General features: G+C 71.0%; 12 protein-coding genes. 4 read left to right on the top strand and 8 right to left on the bottom strand.

Annotated features, from left to right (window positions below; genetic code table 11):
• Positions 1–147: 147 nt before the first annotated feature.
• The 7 genes from ACFYMM_RS17075 to ACFYMM_RS17045 all read right to left on the bottom strand — a co-directional run bounded on the left by ACFYMM_RS17075 (position 148) and on the right by ACFYMM_RS17045 (position 10,190).
• Complete coding sequence (locus tag ACFYMM_RS17075; RefSeq protein ID WP_388387095.1) at positions 148–3,765, bottom strand: DUF4082 domain-containing protein; 3,618 nt, start codon at positions 3,763–3,765, stop codon at positions 148–150.
• 81 nt (positions 3,766–3,846) lie between these two features.
• Positions 3,847–4,965, bottom strand: coding sequence for a DegT/DnrJ/EryC1/StrS family aminotransferase (locus ACFYMM_RS17070; RefSeq protein ID WP_388387093.1), 1,119 nt, complete (start codon positions 4,963–4,965; stop codon positions 3,847–3,849).
• Positions 4,962–5,651 (bottom strand): acetyltransferase, encoded by a 690-nt coding sequence (locus ACFYMM_RS17065; protein WP_388387091.1) that lies wholly within the window; start codon positions 5,649–5,651, stop codon positions 4,962–4,964. Before ACFYMM_RS17065 ends, ACFYMM_RS17070 begins: the two co-directional genes overlap by 4 nt.
• Positions 5,648–6,787, bottom strand: coding sequence for a DegT/DnrJ/EryC1/StrS family aminotransferase (locus tag ACFYMM_RS17060; RefSeq protein ID WP_388387089.1), 1,140 nt, complete (start codon positions 6,785–6,787; stop codon positions 5,648–5,650). The genes ACFYMM_RS17065 and ACFYMM_RS17060 overlap by 4 nt, the downstream gene beginning before the upstream one ends.
• Positions 6,784–7,758, bottom strand: a complete 975-nt coding sequence (locus ACFYMM_RS17055) for an NAD-dependent epimerase/dehydratase family protein (RefSeq protein WP_388387086.1) — start codon at positions 7,756–7,758, stop codon at positions 6,784–6,786. The genes ACFYMM_RS17060 and ACFYMM_RS17055 overlap by 4 nt, the downstream gene beginning before the upstream one ends.
• A gap of 30 nt (positions 7,759–7,788) precedes the next feature.
• On the bottom strand, positions 7,789–8,838 hold the full coding sequence (locus ACFYMM_RS17050) for a Gfo/Idh/MocA family protein (protein ID WP_388387084.1): 1,050 nt from the start codon (positions 8,836–8,838) through the stop codon (positions 7,789–7,791).
• Between the two features lie 23 nt (positions 8,839–8,861).
• Entirely contained in the window at positions 8,862–10,190 is a 1,329-nt protein-coding gene (locus ACFYMM_RS17045; protein ID WP_388387082.1) for a sugar transferase, read from the bottom strand.
• 401 nt (positions 10,191–10,591) lie between these two features.
• Here ACFYMM_RS17045 and ACFYMM_RS17040 point away from each other — a divergent pair, with 401 nt between their 5' ends.
• The 3 genes from ACFYMM_RS17040 to ACFYMM_RS17030 all read left to right on the top strand — a co-directional run bounded on the left by ACFYMM_RS17040 (position 10,592) and on the right by ACFYMM_RS17030 (position 13,857).
• Complete coding sequence (locus tag ACFYMM_RS17040; protein WP_388387080.1) at positions 10,592–11,443, top strand: glycosyltransferase; 852 nt, start codon at positions 10,592–10,594, stop codon at positions 11,441–11,443.
• A 24-nt stretch (positions 11,444–11,467) separates the two neighbouring features.
• Positions 11,468–12,739, top strand: a complete 1,272-nt coding sequence (locus ACFYMM_RS17035) for an MFS transporter (protein WP_388387078.1) — start codon at positions 11,468–11,470, stop codon at positions 12,737–12,739.
• Positions 12,740–12,834: 95 nt separating this feature from the next.
• Positions 12,835–13,857, top strand: a complete 1,023-nt coding sequence (locus tag ACFYMM_RS17030; protein WP_388387076.1) for a TolB family protein — start codon at positions 12,835–12,837, stop codon at positions 13,855–13,857.
• Positions 13,858–13,901: 44 nt separating this feature from the next.
• Here ACFYMM_RS17030 and ACFYMM_RS17025 read toward each other — a convergent pair whose 3' ends face one another.
• Complete coding sequence (locus ACFYMM_RS17025; protein WP_388387074.1) at positions 13,902–15,587, bottom strand: hypothetical protein; 1,686 nt, start codon at positions 15,585–15,587, stop codon at positions 13,902–13,904.
• A gap of 342 nt (positions 15,588–15,929) precedes the next feature.
• Here ACFYMM_RS17025 and ACFYMM_RS17020 point away from each other — a divergent pair, with 342 nt between their 5' ends.
• Complete coding sequence (locus tag ACFYMM_RS17020; RefSeq protein ID WP_388387072.1) at positions 15,930–20,003, top strand: beta-galactosidase; 4,074 nt, start codon at positions 15,930–15,932, stop codon at positions 20,001–20,003.
• Positions 20,004–20,112: the final 109 nt, after the last annotated feature.

Below are 20,112 nucleotides of genomic sequence, written 5' to 3'. Positions count from 1 at the left end.
GCCCCCCCCCACCCCCGGGGGGGCCGCCCCGCCCCCCCCCCGGGGGGGGCCCCCCCCCCCCCCGGGCCCCCCGGGGGGGCCCCCCCCCCCCGGGGGGGGGCCCCCCCCGGGGGGGGGCCCCCCCCCCCGACGGTGTGTGGGAACGGGTCAGTTCTCTTTCTTCTTGTTCTTGTCGAGGACGGTTCTGCTGGTCAGGGTCCAGCTGTGGGAGGTCACCGGGTGGCGGTGCCTGTCCTTGGCCGTGACCGTGATCCGGAACCGGATGCCGTCCGGCAACGGTGCGGACAGGTGGACGGTCGCCCGGTGGGTCGCCCGGTCGTAGGAGACGACGGCCGTGAGGCGGAGCTTCCTGGCGGCGGCCGCGTCCCGGCCCGACAGGATGGTCACGGTCGCGTCGACGGACGACACCGGTGCGTTGTCCGGCAGGGCCAGGACGAGGGGGCTGGCCGCGTCGGCGGTGTGCGCCACCGAGGACGCGGTCACCTCCGAGGCGGCGGCCGTCGCCAGGGACGCGCTGGGGTTGTCGGCGGTGAAGACGGGGCCGACCCAGTAGTTCGCGGATCCGTAGGAGGCGTCGGGGAAGGCCGAGCCGGTGCCGTACTTGTAGAGGCCGTTGTGGTGCGTGGTGGTGTCGGCCGGGGCGGTCAGCGGATAGGACTTGTGGGAGGCCGCGAAATAGCCGCCGTCGACCGCGTAGTTGCCGTTCGGCGCGTGGTAGGAGACGACGTACGGGGTGTCGGCGGTGATCGCCACCGGAGTGGCGAAGGTCAGTGTCTGCCAGCCGGAGGCCGTCTCGTTGGTGAAGGTGCCGCCGGCGAGCAGCGTGCCGCTGTCGGTCCACAGGCTGCCGGTGTGGGTGCCCGTGTTGCCGGTGCCCTTGTAGAAGGTGACGCCGGTGACCCAGCCGGCCGCCGAGGACGTGAACCGGGTGCCCAGCTCCACGGAGTTGGGGTCGGCGGTCATGTCGGCGCTGGCCGGCACCGCGGACGGACCCCACAGCGTGCAGGGGCAGGTGACCGCGGGCGGGGTGGAACTGGTCGTGAACGACCAGGTCACCGGGTTCGCCATGGCGTTGCCCCAGACGTCGGAGGCCTGGACGGACACGGTGTACGCGGTGTGCAGCTCCAGCTCCGTCGACGGGGTGAACGTCGCCTTGTTCGACGAGGGGAACGTGACCGCACCCGGCACGGTGTTTCCGGCCGGGTCCTTCAGGGTGAAGGTCACGCTGTCGGTGTCGACGGCCGCGCTGAAGGTGGCCGACACCGGCGCCGTGATCGAGGCGTCCGTCGCCCCGGACGTCGGGGAGGTCGAGGAGACGGTCGGCGGGACCAGGCTGGCCGTCGAGGTGTCCAGCACCACGTCGACCCAGTAGTTGCTGCCGGAGGACTGCGAGGACGGGAAGGCGCTGGTGGAGCCGTAGTGGTAGACGCCGTTGCCGCCGTCGGTGCCCGTCTTCAGGGCCGTGAGAGGAGCCAGGCCGGCATCGCTGGTGGCGAAGGAGGGGTCGTAGGAGTATCCGCCGTTGGGGGCGAAGTAGGAGGCGACGTAGGTGGTGTTGGCCTTGACGGTCACCGGGGTCGCGAAGTTCAGCTGCTGCCAGCCGGAGGCCGTCTCGCCGGTGAAGGTACCGGTGGCCAGGCGGGTGCCGGAGGCGGTCCACAGGCTGCCGATGTGGGTGCCGGTGTTGACGGGCGACTTGTAGAACCGGACGCCGGTGACCGAACCGGCCACCGTGGTACGGAACTTGACGCCCAGCTCCACCGAGCCGCCGTCGCCGGCGTTGACGGTGCCGGGCACGGCCGAGGCCGGCCAGATGGTGCAGGGGCAGGCCTGGGGGCCGACGGTCAGCGGGACGGTGGTGACGGCGCCGATGTTGACGCTGTCGTCGACCGCGCGGACCTTGATCGACACGGAACCCGGGGCCGTGGGTGTCCAGCTGTAGCTCCAGGACGCAAGCCCCTTGGCGGCCGTCCAGGTCGACCCGCCGTCGGTGGACACCTCCACGCGGGCCACCACTCCCCCACCGGAGTCGGTGGCGGTACCGGTGACGGTGACCGGCTTCAGCGCCGGGACGGTGGCCCCGGAGGCGGGGCCGGTGACGCTGACGGCCGGGCCGGTGGTGTCGGTGGAGGCGGTGGCGGCGGTCAGGTTGCTCTGCAGGGTCTTCGGCTGGGCCCCCATGTCGGCCAGGATGTTCACCGTCGCCTGCTGCATCCGGGAGTCCTCCGTGACCACCGTGTCAGCGGGGTTGTAGGTGGGCACGTTGGTCAGGCCCCAGGACCACTGCACGGTTCCGGTCCCGAACACCAGGGCCCCGGAGTCCTGGTCGCGGAACTCGACGAGATTGTGCGTCGCCGTGCCGTTGCCGTACAGGTTGCCCCAGTCCAGACGGTACGTGCCGTTGGTGATGTCCACCGTCGTGGACGACACGTCGATCTCGCCGGCGGGTCTGGTGCCGTTGTCGAGGTCGCTGTCCCACTCGTAGCCGAGCGTGCCGGTCGGGAAGGTCGCGGTCTGCCCGGAGGTCAGGCCCGCGACGGAGGTGTTGCGCCAGATCCGGTTCCTGCCGTACGAGCCGGGGACGGTGATCGCGTCGCTGCGGTAGCCGTTCACCTGGAACATGGAGCCGGTGAGGATGTTCGGAGGCTGGTAGGTCTGGCCGTATTGGGTGCTGGTCGGGTCCATCCAGGTGCCGGTCCAGGTGCCGCTGGGGTCGGCGATGCCGTTGTTGAACGCCATCTTGGTCATCTTGTAGCAGACCAGCGTGCGGTCGGCGGTGCTGGTGCCGTCGATACTGGGGGCGAACCGCGTCTTCCAGAAGACCTCGTTGCCGCTGAAGAAGCCCTCCCGCACGCCCGCCTTCCGGGCCGCCAGGACGTTGGAGTACTGGCTCTGTGTCCAGTACTCGTCGTGCCCGGAGGACATGTACACCTTGTGCTTCTTCAGCAGGGTGGCGCCGGCCGCCGACGACACGTCCACGCCGGACGTGTAGCTGACGTCGTAGCCGTTGCGTTCCAGCCAGGACAGCATCATGTACTCGGAGCCGTAGATGCCGTTGTCGCCGCCGATGTCCAGCGGCCGGTTGTAGCTGACCTCGTAGGCGCGGCCGTCCGGTGCGGGCCCGGTGCCGCCGTACAGGTCCTGTCCGCCGTAGTCGTTGTACGCCTGCCAGGTCTGGTCGCTGGTCTGGACGACGATGTCGGAGGTGCTGGAGTCGTTGCGGACGACGAACGGGTACGGCATCAGCCCGTTGCCGTCGGTCTGCGTGATGTTCGCGATGTACAGGCCGGACACGGCGTCGCGGGGCACGGCCCAGGTCGCGGTCACCGGCCAGTTGCCGCAGTCGACCAGGCCGGTGCTGCTCCTGGTGGTGCAACCGGCTGGCTTGGAGGTGTAGTTGGCCGGGTAGGTGACGGCCGCCTGGGCCGCGGTCGACATCTGGCGCGCGCCGTCGCCGCCGTACCAGCCCAGCCGGTAGATCTGGATGTTGTACGGGGTGTCCGACTGCACCTTGAACTGGACGGTGTCCCCGGCCTGGACGCTCTCCTTGGTGGTGAAGCCCTTGATGTCACCGTAGGCGTTGGCCGAGAACCAGTCGGACTTGGGGCTGCCCGGCTTGGAGTTCTCGCAGACGATCGGGTTCGAGCCCGGACCGCACGGATCGGAGGCCGCCTGGGCGGACCCGGCCAGCGGGAGCACCGCCCCTATCAATGCCGCTACGACGGCGAGGCGCCCGCCCCGGATCCGTCTGCTCCATTTCCTCATGTGTACCTCTCAGCGGTGCTGTGCCGGGCCGACCCGTGGGGCCGAGGTGATGCGGGGGGTGGCGCGTGAAGCGGTGGCCGATCAGCCGCGGAGCGCGTCGGTGAGCGCGTCCACGACGCGCTGCTGCTGGTCGGGGGTGATCTGCGGGTAGAGCGGCAGCGACAGGATCCGGTCCGCCGCCTTCTCGGCGTTCGGGAAGTCGCCCCGGCCGTACCCGAGATGGCGGTACGCCGGTGTCAGGTGGACGGGGGCGGGATAGTGCACCCCGGCGCCGATGCCCTCGGCGTTGAGCTTGCCGACGACGTCGTCCCGGTCGGCGCCGGTGATCTGGACGACGTACAGGTGCCGGACGTGGACGTTGCCGGGGGCGGTCGCCGGGAGGACGACCCGGCCGGCGGCGGCGAGGCCGGCGAGGAGCGTGTCGTAGCGGTCGGCGGCCGTCCGCCGGGCCGCGTTGCCGGCCGCCAGCCGGGCCAGCTTCGCGCGCAGGACGACGGCCTGCAGTCCGTCCAGACGGCTGTTGAATCCGGGCACGTCGTGGCGGTACTTGGCGACTCCGCCGTGATTGGCCGTAGCGCGGACCCGGCCGGCGAGTTCCTCGTCGTCGGTGAGCACGGCGCCCGCGTCGCCGTAGGCGCCCAGGTTCTTGCCCGGATAGAAGCTGGTGGCCGCGATGCCCCCACTGCCCGGTGTGCGGCCGTCGCGGGTCGCGCCCTGGCACTGGGCGGCGTCCTCGACGACCCTCACCCGGTCGGGCAGTCGGCCGGTCAGGGCCGTCACGTCGGCCATCTGCCCGTAGAGGTGAACCGGTACGACGGCCCGGGTGGCCGGGCCGACCGCGTCCAGGGCGGCCCGGGGGTCGAGCAGGTAGCTGTCGGGCAGGCAGTCCGCGAGGACCGGGCGTGCCCCGATCCTGGCCACCGCGCCGGCTGTGGCGATGAAGGTGTTCGCGGGCACCACGACCTCGTCACCGGGGCCCACCCCGCTCACCCGGAGGGCGAGTTCGACGGCGTCGGTGCCGTTGGCGACGCCCACGCAGTGCGCGACGCCGCCAAAGTCGGCGTACTCGCGCTCGAAGAGGCGGACTTCGTCACCGCCGACGAACGCCGTGTCGGCCAGAACTCGTTCGAATCCGGCCCGTACCTCGTCGGCGACCTCCTCGTGGGCCGCCTTGAGGTCCACCAGCGGAATGCGGTTCATGTCAGCGGTCCCCCCACTGTCGGTGTCGCCAGTTCGTCCAGCGCGGGCGCGTCCGCCGCGCGCAGCCGCCGGGCCGGGCTGCCCGCCCAGACCTCGCCCGGCGGCACATCGCCGAGCACGGCGCTCCCCATGCCGATCAGCGACCAGGCGCCGACCGTCGTACCCTCCCTGACCAGGGCCCCGGAGCCCACATAGGCCCCGCGTTCCAGCCGCGCTCCCCCGCCCAGGCGGACGCCGGAGGCGAGCGTGACGTGGTCCTCGACCACGTCGTCATGGGTGAGGACCACGTGCGGCATCACGGCGACGTGCGCGCCCACCCGCACGGCGGCGGTCAGCACGCAGTGCGCGAGCAGGACGGAGCCGGGGCCGACCTCGGAGGTCGAGGACACCGACGCCGTCGGGTGGATCACCGTGGCGCAGCGGCCGGCGGGCAGGGCGAGCCGGCGGACCAGACGGGCGCGGGCCGCGTAGTCCCCGGGGTTGCCCACGCAGACGACCACCCGCGCGTCGGACAGCTCGTGGATGAGGTCGCATCCGCCGAGGACGGGCACGCCGTCGACCTCGGTGCCGTGCAGGGCGGGGTTGTCGTCGAGGTGCCCGAGCAGCTTGAATGCGCCCGCGTCCCGCGCGGCCTGGGCGGTCTCCCGGGCGAATCCTCCGGCGCCGATTATCACAAGTCCGGTCATGTCCGGGCCCGTTCGCGCAGTGCCGTCACGACGCGGTCCTGCTGGGCCTCGGTCATGGTGTGGAACAGCGGCAGGATCAGCGAGTGGCGGGTGATCCGCTCGGTGACCGGCAGCGCGGTGCGGGGGTGGCCGGCGTACGCGGGTTCGAGGTGTGCGGCCATGATCCCGCGCCGGGCGGAGACGCCGGACTCGGCGAGTGCGGCGAGCAGGTCGTCGCGGCCGACCGGGAAGTCCTCGTCCACCAGCACCCAGTACGACTGGAAGTTGCTCTGCCCGTGCGCGGGGTCGCGTACCGGGGTGAGGCCGGGCAGGTCGTGCAGCAGCGCGTCGTAGCGGGCCGCCAGTTCACGGCGGCGGGCGATCATCGCGTCGAGCTTGCCGAGCTGGACCAGGCCGATCGCGGCCTGGACGTCCGTCATCCGGTAGTTGAAGCCGACTTCCAGGTAGCTTTCCAGGACCGGTTTGTCGCTCGCGTGCCGGTCGGCCGCCGAGGCGTTCATGCCGTGCTCGCGCAGCCGGCGCAGACGGGCCGCCCACTGGGCGTCGTCGGTGGTGATCATGCCGCCCTCGCCGGTGGTGACGAGCTTGCGGGGGTGGAAGGACCAGGCGGCGAGCAGCGCGCCGTGTCCGACGGGCTTGCCGCCGACCGTCGAGCCGATGGCGCAGGCCGCGTCCTCGACCAGGGACAGGTCCCAGTCGGCGCAGGCGGCGCGCAGGGCGGGCACGTCGGCCGGTACGCCGCCCTGGTGGACGGCGAGGACGGCCTTGGTGCGGGGGGTGCGGACCGCGTCCACGGTGGCCGTTGTCAGGTTGCCGGTGGCCGGGTCGACGTCGGCGAACACCGGCTCGGCGCCGACGTACCGTACGGCGTTGGCGGTGGCGATGAAGGAGAGTGAGGGCACCACCACCTCGTCGCCGGGCGCGATGCCGAGCGCGACGAGGCAGAGGTGCAGGGCGGTGGTGCAGGAGCTGACGGCGATGCCGTGCTCGGCGCCCACCCGGTCGGCGAAGGCCCGCTCGAAGGCGGCGACCCTCGGGCCCTGGGCGACCCACCCGGACAGCACCGCGTCGGAGGCGGCCCGGGCCTCCTCCTCGCCGAGCCAGGGGATCATCACCGGGATGCGGTCGGTGCTCACCTGGCCGCCTCCCGCTCCGCGCGCCACCACTCGACCAGGTCCCTGAGGCCGGTGCGCAGGTCGATGCGGGCGGTGAACCCGAGCCGTTCGGCGGCCCGCGAGGTGTCCGCGAGCCGGCGGACGACCGAGTTGACCGTGCGGGCGGGCCCGTGCACCGGCTCAAGACCTTCGGCCCCCATCGCCTCCAGGAGCCCCTCGGCCAGCTCCTTCAGCGAGGTCTCCGTACCACTGGCGACGTTGAACACCTCGTCGGTGAGGTCCGACTCGGCGGCCAGGACGTTGGCCCTGGCGATGTCGCGGACGTCGACGAAGTCCATGGTCTGGGTGCCGTCGCCGAGGATCAGCGGCGGCTCGCCCGCCTCGATGCGCTCCATCCAGCGGATGAGCACCTCGGTGTACAGGCCGTGGATGTCCATCCGGGGGCCGTAGACGTTGAAGTAGCGCAGCGCCACGTAGTCCAGGCCGTACATGGCGTGGAAGCTGCGCAGCATGCCCTCGTTGAAGGCCTTGGCGGCGCCGTAGAAGGTGTCGTTGTTGTAGGGGTGGTGGCGCTCGGTCGTCGGGAAGGTCTCGGCCATGCCGTAGACCGACGCGGAGGAGGAGACGATCACCTTGGCGACGCCGGCCTCGGCGGCCGCCTCCAGGACGTTGAAGGTGCCGTCGACCAGGACCTCGTTGGCGAGGCGGGGCTCCTCCGCGCACTGGGTGATGCGGATCGCGGCCAGGTGGAACACCAGGTCGGTGCCTTCGGTGGCCTTCCGCACGGTGCCGGCGTCCCGGACGTCGCCCTCGACCACCTCGACGACACCGCTGGGCAGGGCCCGGGCGAGGTTGGCCCGGCGCCCGCGGACGAAGTTGTCGAGTACGACGATCTCGCGGGCGCCGCCCTCGGCCAGCAGGTCGACGAGGTTGGAGCCGATGGTGCCCGCTCCTCCGGTGACCAGGATCTTCTTGCCTCGTACGCTGCTCAACTGCGCTTACCTCTCAGCCAATCGGATCTGTCAACGCCCGGCGCGCAGGCCGACGACCGCGCCCTTGAACGCGAGGCTTCGGGAGGCCGCCTCGAGAATGTCCAGCACCCGCAGGCCGGCCCGGCCGTCGGTCAGCGGTGCCCGGCGCCCCCTGATCGCGCCGCCGAACTCGTCGACCATGCTGCGCAGCGCCTCCTTCTCCACGATCGCGGGCGCGACCATGTCCCCGGAGCGGTAGGAGACGAGCATGTCCCGGCGTTCGTCCGCGCCGATTTCGTGCGGCGAGGCCAGGTCCACGCCCCGGTCGAAGATCGCCACCCGCTGGGCGGGGTTGAGGTCGTCCCAGATCAGCGTGCGTTTGGAGCCGCCCACCATGGTGGTGCGGACCTTGGTCGGCGACAGCCAGTTGACGTGCACGTGGGCGATGGCCCCGGTGTTGAGCTGGAGCGTCAGATAGGCCACGCAGGCCTGCCCGGCGCCGATCGGGTCGGCGCCGTGGGCGGCGACGGCGACCGGCTCGACGTTGTCGGGGAGGATGAAGTCCAGGATCGACAGGTCGTGCGGGGCGAGGTCCCAGAGCACGTCGATGTCCTTCTGGACGAGTCCGAGGTTGATGCGGACCGAGTCGACGAAGTGGATCTCGCCGAGTTCACCGGAGCGGACCAGTTCGCGGATGCGGCCCACCGCGGGGGTGAAGCAGTAGGTGTGGTCGCACATCAGGGTGAGGCCGCGTTCCTCGGCCTCGGTCACCAGGCGCAGCCCGTCGGCGTAGGTCGCCGCGAGCGGCTTCTCGACGAGGACGTGCTTGCCGGCGCGCAGTGCGGCCAGGGCGATGTCGAGGTGGGTGCCGGCGGGCGTGGCCACGGCGACGGCGTCGACGGAGGGGTCGGCGAGGACGGCCGCGTAGTCCGAGGTGGCCTCGACCGTCGAGTAGCCGCCGAGGACCCGCCGGGCCCGGTCCACGTCGAGGTCGCACAGGCTGCGCAGCCGGAAGCCGTCGCTCGCCTGGAAGTTGCGTACGAGGTTGGGGCCCCAGTAGCCGGCCCCGACGACCGCGATCCCCAACGGCTCCTGCGTCACTGTCTTCCTCTTCCTCTGGTCCATCAGTAGGCCCCCGTTCCGCGCACCACCACGGTCCCGGTGCGCGCCAGGATCGACAGGTCCAGGCCCATCGACCAGTTGTCCACGTATCCGAGATCGAGCCGGACCGCCTCGTCCCAGGGCAGGTCGGAGCGTCCGCTGACCTGCCACAGTCCGGTCAGGCCGGGTTTGACGAGCAGCCGGCGCTTGATGTCCGGGGTGTACTCCTCGACCTCCCTGGGCAGGGGCGGCCGGGGGCCGACGAGCGACATGTGGCCCTTGACCACGTTGACGAGCTGCGGGAGTTCGTCGAGGGAACTGCGGCGCAGGAAGGAGCCGACCCGGGTGATCCGCGGGTCTTCCTTCACCTTGAACAGCAGCCCGTCGCTGTTCTGGTTGAGGTGCTCCAGTTCCGCGCGCAGGGCCTCCGAATCCGCCCGCATGGTGCGGAACTTCAGCATGGTGAAGTGGTCGCCGTACCGGCCCACCCGCTGTTGCCGGAACAGGGCCGGGCCGGAGCTGTCCAGTCGCACGATCAGGGCGATCAGCAGCATCGGCAGTGCGAGGACCAGCAGCAGCGCAGCCGCGAGGAAACGATCCAGCAGTTCCTTGGGCAGCCGCGAGATCCGGGAGAGGTTCGGCGGCTTGATCCGCACCAGCGGCACACCGTTGGTGGGACGCACCGCCAGCCGGGCGGCGGAGACGTCGGTGAGCACGGGGGCCAGCAGGAAGTCGACGCCCTGGACGGCGGCGGTCCAGGACATCCGGCGCAGCAGGGAGGCGTCGAACTCGGGCGCGGGCAGCACCACCACGGTGTTGATGCCCAGGGCCCGCACGACGTCGTTCATACCGCCGATGCCGCCGAGGGCGGGAAGCCCCAACTTGCGTATCTCGGAGGCGTTTTCGGGGTCGGTCAGACACACCCCGGCGGCCTGGAGCTTCGGTGTGCCGCCGCGCCTGAGGACGGCGACCAGCTCCGCGATGCCGCGCGACGGTCCGACCAGGAGCGTCGCGCTCCCGTCGCGGCTGCGGGCCCATCGGCGGTGCAGGCGGCGGCGCAGCGTGGACCGGACCGCGAGGGCGATCACCGCAACCGGTGCGGATGCCATGATCATGTCATGAAGAAGGTCCGAATCGCGGGTGAACAGCCAGTACGCGACGGCCGCCAGTGCCGGCAGCGCGACGGCTCCACGGAGCACCCGCCGGTACTCCTCGGTCCCCAGACCCAGCGTGCTGCGGTCGTAGGAACGGTGGGCCAGCATGGCCACGATCCAGGTCGGGGGCAGCACCAGGGCCACCGCCCAGCGGCCGTAGGCCGCGTGGATCAACAAGGCGGCGGCAGCGGCAGCCAAGCCGTCCGCCACCAACAGGGCTAAGCGGTACTTGTGTTCCCAACGTCTTCGGCGACCATGTGGACTTCTGCGTTCCACAACCGACTGCTCATGCGTGACCTCAATGGTCATGCGCCCCCCACCACATGCGCGGCTACTCCCGACCGAAGTGCCCTCGACGCAGCGGCACTGGAAAGTGAAGGAGCGTCAGCGGTTCCCCAACCGCCTCATGCCCCCCAGCATGCTGATACGTACTGACCGTGCAAATACGCTGAACAGACCGGACCATGACGTGCAGTCAAGGAATCAGTACCCCACCCAAACCCGTCCGGCGGTCCTCAATCTAGACCACGCGGCTCACTCTCGGGAACAGTTGGACGAAACACATGTCGCAATAGTGGCACCGACGGCATACTGCCCCCGTGACGAGCATCGTGATCCCCGCGCACAACGAGGCACGAGTCATCGGCCGGCTCCTCGATTCACTGCTGGCCGGCCCCCTCGCCGAGGACGACACGGACATCGTGGTCGTGTGCAACGGCTGCACGGACGACACCGCACGGATCGCGGCCGCACGTGGCCCGCGCGTCCGGGTCGTGGAGACACCCGTACCCTCCAAGCACGCCGCGCTGCGGGCCGGTGACGACCACGCGCGCGGCTTCCCCCGCCTCTATGTGGACGCCGACGTCGTGCTCGCGAGCGCCGACGTGCGGGCACTGACCGAGCCCCTGGAGGACGACGCCTCGGGCGTTCTCGCCACCGCGCCCGAACGGCGGATTCCGCTGACCTCCTGCGACTGGCGGGTGCGCGCCTACTACCAGGTGTGGCAGCGGCTGCCCGCCGTACGCGAAGGGCTGTTCGGCCGGGGCGTCATCGCGGTCTCCAAGGCCGGGCACGCCCGGATCGCCGCGCTGCCGCCGCTGATGGCGGACGACCTCGCCGCGTCCCTCGCGTTCACACCGGCGGAGCGGCTCGTGGTGGACGCGGCCGACGTGGTGATCCAACCGCCTCGCACCTGGGCGGACTTGATCCGGCGGCGCATCCGGGCCGCGGTGTCCACCGCCCAGGTCGAACAGCACCGGAAGCCGGCGGAGGCCTCGGCGCGGACCAGCAAGGCTGACCTGAAAGCGCTGCTCCGCCGGGAACCGAGGCTCTTCGTGGCCGTCGTGGTCTTCGTCGCGGCGGCCCTCGCCGCCCGGCGGGGGGCGAGGAAGGCCATCCGGACACAGGACTTCGGCACCTGGCTGCGGGACGAGAGCAGCCGGCAGAACTGATCCCGGCGCACCTGGAGTCCTGTCTTGTATCTCACCGACCGTTCCCAGCCTGCCGCGGCGGACACCGGGCGGGGCCGAAGACGCGGGCCGGGGTACGGGGTCGCCCCGGTCGTTCTGGTGCTGGGCACGGTCAGCCTGATCACCGACATCTCCTCGGAGATGGTCACCGCCGTCCTGCCGCTCTACCTCGTCACCACGCTCGGATTCAGCCCGTTGGGGTTCGGCACCCTCGACGGCGTCTACAACGGCGTCAGCGCACTGGTCCAGCTCACCGGCGGCCACCTCGCCGACCGCATACGCGACCACAAGCTGCTGGCCGGGCTCGGCTACGGCCTGTCCGCACTGTGCAAGCCGTTGCTCCTGTTCGCCGGCGGCATCGGCGCCCTCGGCACGGTCCTCGCCCTGGAACGGACCGGCAAGGGCCTGCGCACCGCCCCGCGCGACGCGATGATCTCCCTGTCCACACCGGCCGGGAACCAGGGCCGCGCCTTCGGCGTGCACCGCGCGATGGACACCACCGGCGCGATGCTCGGACCCCTGGCGGCCTTCCTCATCCTGCGCGCGGCGGCCGACGGCTATGACGCGGTGTTCGGGGTGAGCGCATGTGTGGCCGTGCTGGGGGTGCTCGTCCTGGTGCTGTTCGTGCCGGGCAGGGGAAAGGAGCCACCGGCCGAGGAAGAGGAGGGACCGGGCGCCAGGCCGCCCGTCCGCCTCCGCGAAGCGCTCGCGTTGCTGCGCCTGCCCCGTCTGCGGGCGCTCGCCGGCTGCGCCGCACTGCTCGGACTCACCACCGTCAGCGACGCCTTCGTCTACCTGCTCCTCCAGCGGCGGGCCGGTGTCGGCGAGCAGTGGTTCACGCTGCTGCCGCTGGGCACCGCCGTCGTGTTCCTGCTGCTGGCGGTGCCCGTCGGCGCGCTCGCCGACCGCGTCGGACGGCGCACGGTGTTCCTCGCCGGACACGCGGCCCTGCTCTCGGCCTACGCCCTCCTGCTCCGGGCGCCGGCCACCCCGGTCCTCGTGCCGCTCGTCCTCGCCCTGCACGGCACGTTCTACGCGGCGACCGACGGGGTGCTCCCGGCCGCGCTCGCCGGCCTCGTGCCGGAGCACCTGCGCGCCAGCGGCCTCGCCATCGTCGGCACCAGCCAGGCACTGGCCCGCTTCTGCTGCTCGCTCGCCTTCGGCGCCGCCTGGACGACGTGGGGCGACGGCCCGGCGCTGGCGGGTTCGGCGGTCGGTCTCCTGTGCTGCGCGGCCGTCGCGGGCATCGTTCTGCGACCGTCCGGCGGCGCTCGATGACCCCACGGCCGACGAGAACGACACGAACCACACGGACGACACCGATCGCACGGGCGACACGGACGACAGGGACCGCACGGACGACGAGGATTCAGATGACATCGACGCACCGCCGCCTGCTCATACTCGTCGCGGCGGTCCTGGTGCTCGCCGGCGTGGGCACCGGCGTGGTCCTGCACGCCGCCGCCCGCGCGGACCAGGCGAACCAGCCGCACCCGGGCGGCCCCACGGTCGGCGCGGGCCGGCTGACGCTCGACCAGAAGAGCCGCCTGATGTTCGTCAACGCGGCCGCCGGCCCGCACCGCACCGCGGTCGCCTCGGTCCCGTCGACCGACCCCGGGGGCGGCCGGACCGCCTCCGGCCTGAAGTGCGCCCGCTTCTACGCGGCGGCCGGCACCGGCATCTGCCTCCAGTCCGATCCCGGCGTCCTCGAACAGAGCAACCGCGCCCTGCTCCTGGACGCCGGCCTGCGCACCAGGCGCACCTACCCGCTCGCGGGCACCCCCAGCCGGGCCCGGGTCTCGCCCAGCGGCCGCTTCGTCGCCTGGACCGTCTTCGTCTCCGGAGAGTCCTACTCGTCCGCCTTCTTCACCACCCGGACCTCGGTCCTGGACACCCGCACCATGCGGCTGACGCCCAGCCTGGAAACCTTCTCCATCACCAAGGACGGCACGCCCTACCACGCCTCGGACATCAACTTCTGGGGCGTCACCTTCGCCACCGACGACGACACCTTCTACGCCACCCTCAACACCGCCGACAAGACCTACCTGGTGCGGGGTTCGCTGTCCCGGCGCACGGTCACCACCCTGACCGGGAACGTGGAGTGCCCCTCGCTCTCCCCCGACGGCACCCGGGTCGCCTTCAAGAAGCGGGTGCTGTCCCGAACCGACCTCTGGCACGAGTACGTCCTCGACCTGCGCACCCTGCGCGAGACACCGCTCGCCGAACGCCACAGCGTCGACGACCAGGCGACCTGGCTCGACAACCGCACCGTCGCCTACGCCCTGCCCAGCGACGGCGACGTCCACAGCACCGACCTGTGGACCGTGCCGGCCGACGGCACCGGGAAACCCCGCCTGCTGATCGCGGGCGCCTCCTCCCCGGCACCGTTGTAGGGCAACGCTGCGGTCCGTGCGGGCCGGCCCGCGTGACGGCCCCCTTACGCGCCGCAGCAGCCGCGGCCGGCCGCGGGGTCCGGGGCGGCTGCCAGGCGGCAGAAGCAGGACGCCTCGATCGGTACGTCCGCCAGCGCGAGGGCGATCTTCAGTTGCTGGGCGACGATCCGCGCCTCTCCCTCCTTGCCCAGCCGGACGACACACTCGTGCAGGCCGTGCAGGGCCCAGACGTTGCCGGGGTGCTGCAGGGCGCGCGGAAGGGTGTCGTCGAGCCCCAGGTCGGCCCGGTAGACCGCCTCGGCCTCCGCGACACGCCCCCGCTCCAGGAGAAGGGCGCCGTATGCGTGCCGGGTGGGCTGCATCCATCCCCACGGTTCGTCGTAGGGGAGGTTGTCGTCGAGTTCGACGGACCGCTCGAGTGCGGCGAAGGCCGCGGCGTCATCGCCCTTGCGGTAGTCGAGTTCACCGTCGAGCATCGCCGACGCGATGGCCAGGATGTCGGCGCACGTGTTGTTGAACAGCATGCGTGTCACGGGGACCCGGGCGACCGCCTCGCGGAACAGCAGGCGTTCGGTCTCGGCCTCGGCGATCCGGCCGGTGGCCGAGAACGCGACACCACGGGCGTAGCGCAGCATCGCCGTGCTCACGCAGTACAGTTCCGGGTCGGCGGGCAGGGGCGTTCGCAGGATGTCGCTCCAGCGGCCGAAGCGGACCAGCACATGGACCCGCATGGCGAGGAAGCCTTCCAGCCAGTCCGCCATGGGCGGGCTCGTCACCCGCAGCAGTTCCTCCGGGATGGACGCCTCCAACCGGGCGGCGGTCTCCAGAGCGGTCCGCGAATGGCCGAGGAACATCGCGCCGTAGATCTTGAAGTGGTAGTTGTGCGACCGGTACAGGGTGTAGAAGTTCATCGCCCCGGCCCGCGCGCGGTACTTCTCGTCGGCGGCGATGGCGGCCCCGTTGTCCGACACCACCCGACGGTAGTCGCCGCAGAGGACCTCCAGGTGGGACGGCATGTGCTGCAAGTGGCCGGCGTCGGGCACCAGGCCGCGCAGCCGGTCGGCGACGGGCAGGGCCGCCTCGGGCGTCGGGGACATCTCCATCAGATGGATGTACATGTGCAGGATGCCGGGGTGTTCCGCTCCGGCGTCGGTCGCGAGCGCCCGGTCGAGAACGGCCTTGGCCTCGAGCGTGCGGGCGCCGTCGGCCGGCTCGCCGGTCCGCAGGTCCCACAGTTGCCAGGGGGTCAGGTTCATCAACGCGTCGGCGTAGAGGGTGGCGATGTCGGGGTCGTCGGGCGCGAGTTCGTGGACGACGCGCATGCGGTCGCTGTACGGCGCGTTCCACACGGCGCAGTCCTCGACGGCCTCCGCCCGTGGATAGCGGGCGCGCAGCGCACCGATCAGGGCGCGCTCGACCGCGGTCGCGCCGATCCGCGCCTTCTCATGGGCGAGTTCCACGGCGGCATGGGTGCGTTCGACGGTGCGTTCGAGGTCCCGCTCGTCGAAGAAGTCCCACGGCTTGTTGTAGTTGGGCCCGAGCGCGTAGGCGATGCCCCAGTACGCCATGGCACAGCCGGGATCGGCCGCGGCGGCGGCTTCGAAGCAGGTGACGGCTTCCTCGTGGTTGAAGGCGTACGTCCAGACCAGTCCACGGTCGAACCACAGCTGGGCCTCGGGAGAGGAAGTCGTCACGGGGCGGCTGTAGGTGCCGAGATCGTCGTACGTCATTGGAACTCCCCTGAGCACTCGACCGCCGAGGCGCCGGGAACCGGCCGCGCTCCCTCGCGGAGCGCACTGGGAACCCTAGTGAGCCGAGTCGTCTCGCGGACGCTGACGTACCGCTTCGTGCCGCCCGCGCCGCCTCAACCGTGTTCTCCCGCCCCATTGTGTTGCGCCTTGTGCGCCCCTACTGTTCGACTTTGCCTGAGTCTGTTTGATGCTGATTGCTCAGGCGGTATGGAGGCCGCAGTGCGGAGTAATCGGATCAGTTCAGAAGCCGCGAGACCCGGTCGCCGGCGGTGGAGGAGGGCGGTCCTCGGGACGGCCGCGACCATCGCCCTGACGACGGGCATGATCGCGCCCGCCGCGGCGCGGGACGCCGGCGGGCAGGCGCCCGCCGCCGCGCCCGCCGCGAGCCCGGGGGCGCACACGGTGAGTCTCGACGGCTACTCGTTCCTCGTCGACGGCAAGCGCACCTACCTGTGGTCCGGCGAGTTCCACTACTTCCGGCTCCCGAGTCCGGATCTGTGGCGGGACATCTTCCAGAAGATGAAGGCCGCCGGGTTCAACTCGACCTCGCTGTACTTCGACTGGGGATACCACTCGCCGAAGCCGGGCGTGTACGACTTCAGCGGGGTGCGCGACGTCGACAAATTGCTCGACATGGCGCAGGAGGCCGGGCTGTACGTCATCGCGCGCCCGGCGCCGTACATCAACGCGGAGGTCGACAGCGGCGGTCTGCCGGGCTGGTTGACCACCAAGGCCGGGCACAACCGCAGTGACGACCCGCAGTTCCTCAAGTACGCCGACGAATGGCTGACGCAGATCGACCGGATCATCGCCCGCCACCAGCTGACCAACGGCACCGGGTCGGTCATCGCCTACCAGGTCGAGAACGAGTACTACAACGGCTCGGCCGCCGGCCGGTCCTACATGAAGCACCTGGAGGACAAGGCCCGCGCCGACGGCATCACGGTGCCGCTGACCGGCAACAACAACGGCACCTTCAACTCCGGTACCGGCGCCCTGGACGTCGACGGCCCGGACTCCTACCCGCAGGGCTTCGACTGCTCGAACCCCTCGAAGTGGAACGGCGTCCCGGACATCAGCTACGACCACCCGGCCGGCAAGCCGCTGTACTCGCCGGAGTTCCAGGGCGGCGCGTTCGACCCCTGGGGCGGGCCGGGCTACGACAAGTGCGCCCAGCTGATCAACGATCAGTTCGCCGACGTGTTCTACAAGCAGAACATCGCCGTCGGCGCCACCGCGCAGAGCTTCTACATGACCTACGGCGGCACCAACTGGGGCTGGCTGGGCATGCCGCAGAACTACACGTCCTACGACTACGGCGCCGCGATCCGCGAGAACCGCCAGCTGGACCCCAAGTACTACGAGGACAAGCTGATCGGGTACTTCACCCAGTCGCTCGCCCCGCTGACCAAGACCGAGCCGATCAGGACCACGCCGCCGGACGACTCCGCGGTGGTCGACACCGCCCGGATGAACCCCGACACCAAGACGCAGTTCCATGTCCTGCGGCACGGCAACTCCACGTCCACGGCGGTCGACAGGACCCACATCTCGCTGGACCTCAACGCCCAGCCGTCCACGGACACCAGCTACACCTGGGACGACCCCGACACCGCGCTCCAGTACACCGGTTCGTGGTCGCACGTGGCCGACCAGAGCTACACCGGCGGCGACTACAAGCACACCGAGTCGTTCTCCAACAAGGCCGGTGACTCGGTCACGGTCCCCTTCGACGGCACCGCGATCCGCTGGATCGGGTCGAAGACCGACAACCACGGCAACGCCGACGTCTACCTCGACGGCACCAAGGTGGCGACGGTCGACGACTCCGGCGGCGAGAACCAGGCGGTCGTCTTCCAGAAGACCGGCCTGGCCTCCGGGGCGCACACCCTGAAGATCGTCGTCGACGGGACCCACGGCTCGGCGTCGACGGACAACTACGTGTCGATCGACGCCATCGACGTGCCGACGGGCACCGCCGCCGCGGAGCCGACCTACCCGGTCGTGCCGCAGCAGCCGGGCACCGCGATCACGCTCGACGGCCGCGACTCGCACGTGATCGTGGCGGACTACCGGCTCGGCGACGCGCGGTTGCAGTACTCGACGTCGGAGATGATGACCAACGCGACGATCGGGAACCGGGACGTCGCCGTGCTCTACGGCGACCAGGGCAGCGACGGCGAGACGGTCCTGCGCTACTCCTCCAGGCCCACCGTGACCAGCACCGGCGGCACGGTCACGACCACCTGGGACGCGGCCACCGGTGACCTGCGGCTGAACTACACGCACAAGGGCCTGACCCGCATCAGCGTCAGCGGCGACGGACAGCGCCCGCTGCTCCTGCTCGTCGGCGACAAGGCGACGGCGAAGACCTTCTGGCGTCAGGACACCGCGACCGGCCCCGTCCTCGTGCGCGGCACCCACCTGCTGCGGACGGCGACCAGCCTCGACGGCGGCCACACCGTGGCACTCACCGGCGACAACGCCGACGACCACGACATCGAGGTGTTCACCTCCGCCGGCCATGTCACCTGGAACGGCAAGGCGTTGGGCACCCAGGCCACCGGCGCCGCGAGCGTCACCGGGAAGATCCCGGTGGCCGCCGCGATACACCTGCCGGCACTGACGAACTGGAAGCACGCCGAGGAGTCCCCCGAAGCGGCCCCCGGTTTCGACGACTCCAGCTGGCAGGTGGCCGACAAGGCGGCCACCAACAGCGTCTCCGGCGTCAACACGCTGCCGGTCCTCTACGCGGACGACTACGGCTTCCACACCGGCAACACCTGGTACCGCGGCCGCTTCCACACAAGCGGCAAGGAGACCGGCATCCACCTGGTCTCCGACTCCGGCGGCGGGGCGCAGGCCTTCTCCGCCTGGCTCAACGGCACCTTCCTCGGCAGCTCCACCACAGGCAGTGCCGACTTCACCTTCCCGGCCGGCGCGGTGAAGCCGAAGGGCGACAACATCGTCTCCGTGCTCACCGTGAACATGGGGCACGAGGAGGACTACAACTCGTCCAACGGCAACAAGGCCGCGCGCGGCCTGACCAGCGCCTCCCTCGTCGGGGCGCCGCTGACCTCCGTCACCTGGCGGCTGCAGGGCGTACGCGGCGGCGAGGACCTGCAGGACACCGTGCGCGGCCCGCTGTCGACGGGCGGCCTGTACGGCGAGCGGGCCGGCTGGTCCCTGCCGGGCTACCCGGACAGCAAGTGGAAGCGGGTGTCCCTGCCGACTGACGACACCCGTCCCGGGGTCTCCTGGTACCGCAACGACGTCAGGCTGGACCTGCCGCACGGCCAGGACACCTCGCTCGGGCTGACGTTCACGGACGACCCGTCACGCAAGTACCGGGCCACGATCTTCGTGAACGGCTGGCAGGTCGGCAACTACGTCAACTACCTCGGCCCGCAGCACACCTTCCCGGTCCCCGACGGAATCCTGCATCCCCACGGCCACAACAGCATCGCCATCGCCGTGTGGAACCTGGACGGCAGCACCGGCGGGCTCGGCAAGGTCTCGCTCACCGACTACGGCAGCTACGCCTCGTCCCTGCGCGTGGCGCAGAACGACAGCCCCCGCTACGACCCCGCCAAGTACGCGATGCCGAAGCGGCCGGGAACGGACGTCACGCTGAACGTGCCGGACACCGCCCAGTCAGGACAGACCTTCACCGCCCGGGCGACGGTGCGGGTCCCGAAGGGCAGGCCGTCCGCGTCCAGCCTGACGGCCTCGCTCGCCGCACCCGGCGACTGGAGCGTGACCGCCACCGGCCCCACGTCGGTCAAGCGCCTGCAACCCGGCGAATCGGCCACCTTCACCTGGCAGGTCCGGCCGCCGGCCGGAAAGCTGCCGTCCGCCTCGGCGCTCACCGCCACGGTGCGCTACCGGCAGGACGGACGGCAGGCCACAAGCGGTGACGAGCGCGTCGTCGGCGGGATCCCGCCGGTTCCCCCGGCCGGCAAGAGCGCGGTGAGCGACCTGCCGTTCCTGTCGTCCACCAACGGGTGGGGCCCGGTCGAGCGGGACACCAGCGTCGGCGAACAGGCGTCCGGGGACGGCCGTCCGATCACCATCGCCGGTGTCGGTTACGCCAAGGGCCTCGGCACCAACGCGATCAGCGACGTCGAGTTGTACCTCGCCGGAAAGTGCTCGCGGTTGACGGCGGACGTCGGCGTCGACGACGAGACCAAGGGTGCGGGAACGGTCACGTTCTCCGTGATCGCCGACGGCAGGACCTTGGTGACCACGCCGACGATGCACGGCAAACAGGCCGCGGTGCCGATCGACGTCGACGTCAGCGGCGCCCAGGTCGTCGACCTGAAGGTCGGTGACGGGGGCGACGGCAACGGCAGCGACCACGGCGACTGGGCGACGCCGACGCTGACATGCGGCTAGGCCTTTTCCGCTGAGAGACGTTCGGCGCCGGGGGGGCGCCGCCCCCCCCCGCCCCACAATGTTGCGACGGGGGAATTAATGTGTTGGTCCGCGGTAGAATACACGGTAT

It is taken from the genome of Streptomyces sp. NPDC006739 (assembly GCF_042869815.1).
Taxonomy (GTDB): domain Bacteria; phylum Actinomycetota; class Actinomycetes; order Streptomycetales; family Streptomycetaceae; genus Streptomyces.
This window is presented reverse-complemented; position numbering and strand designations above follow the sequence as displayed.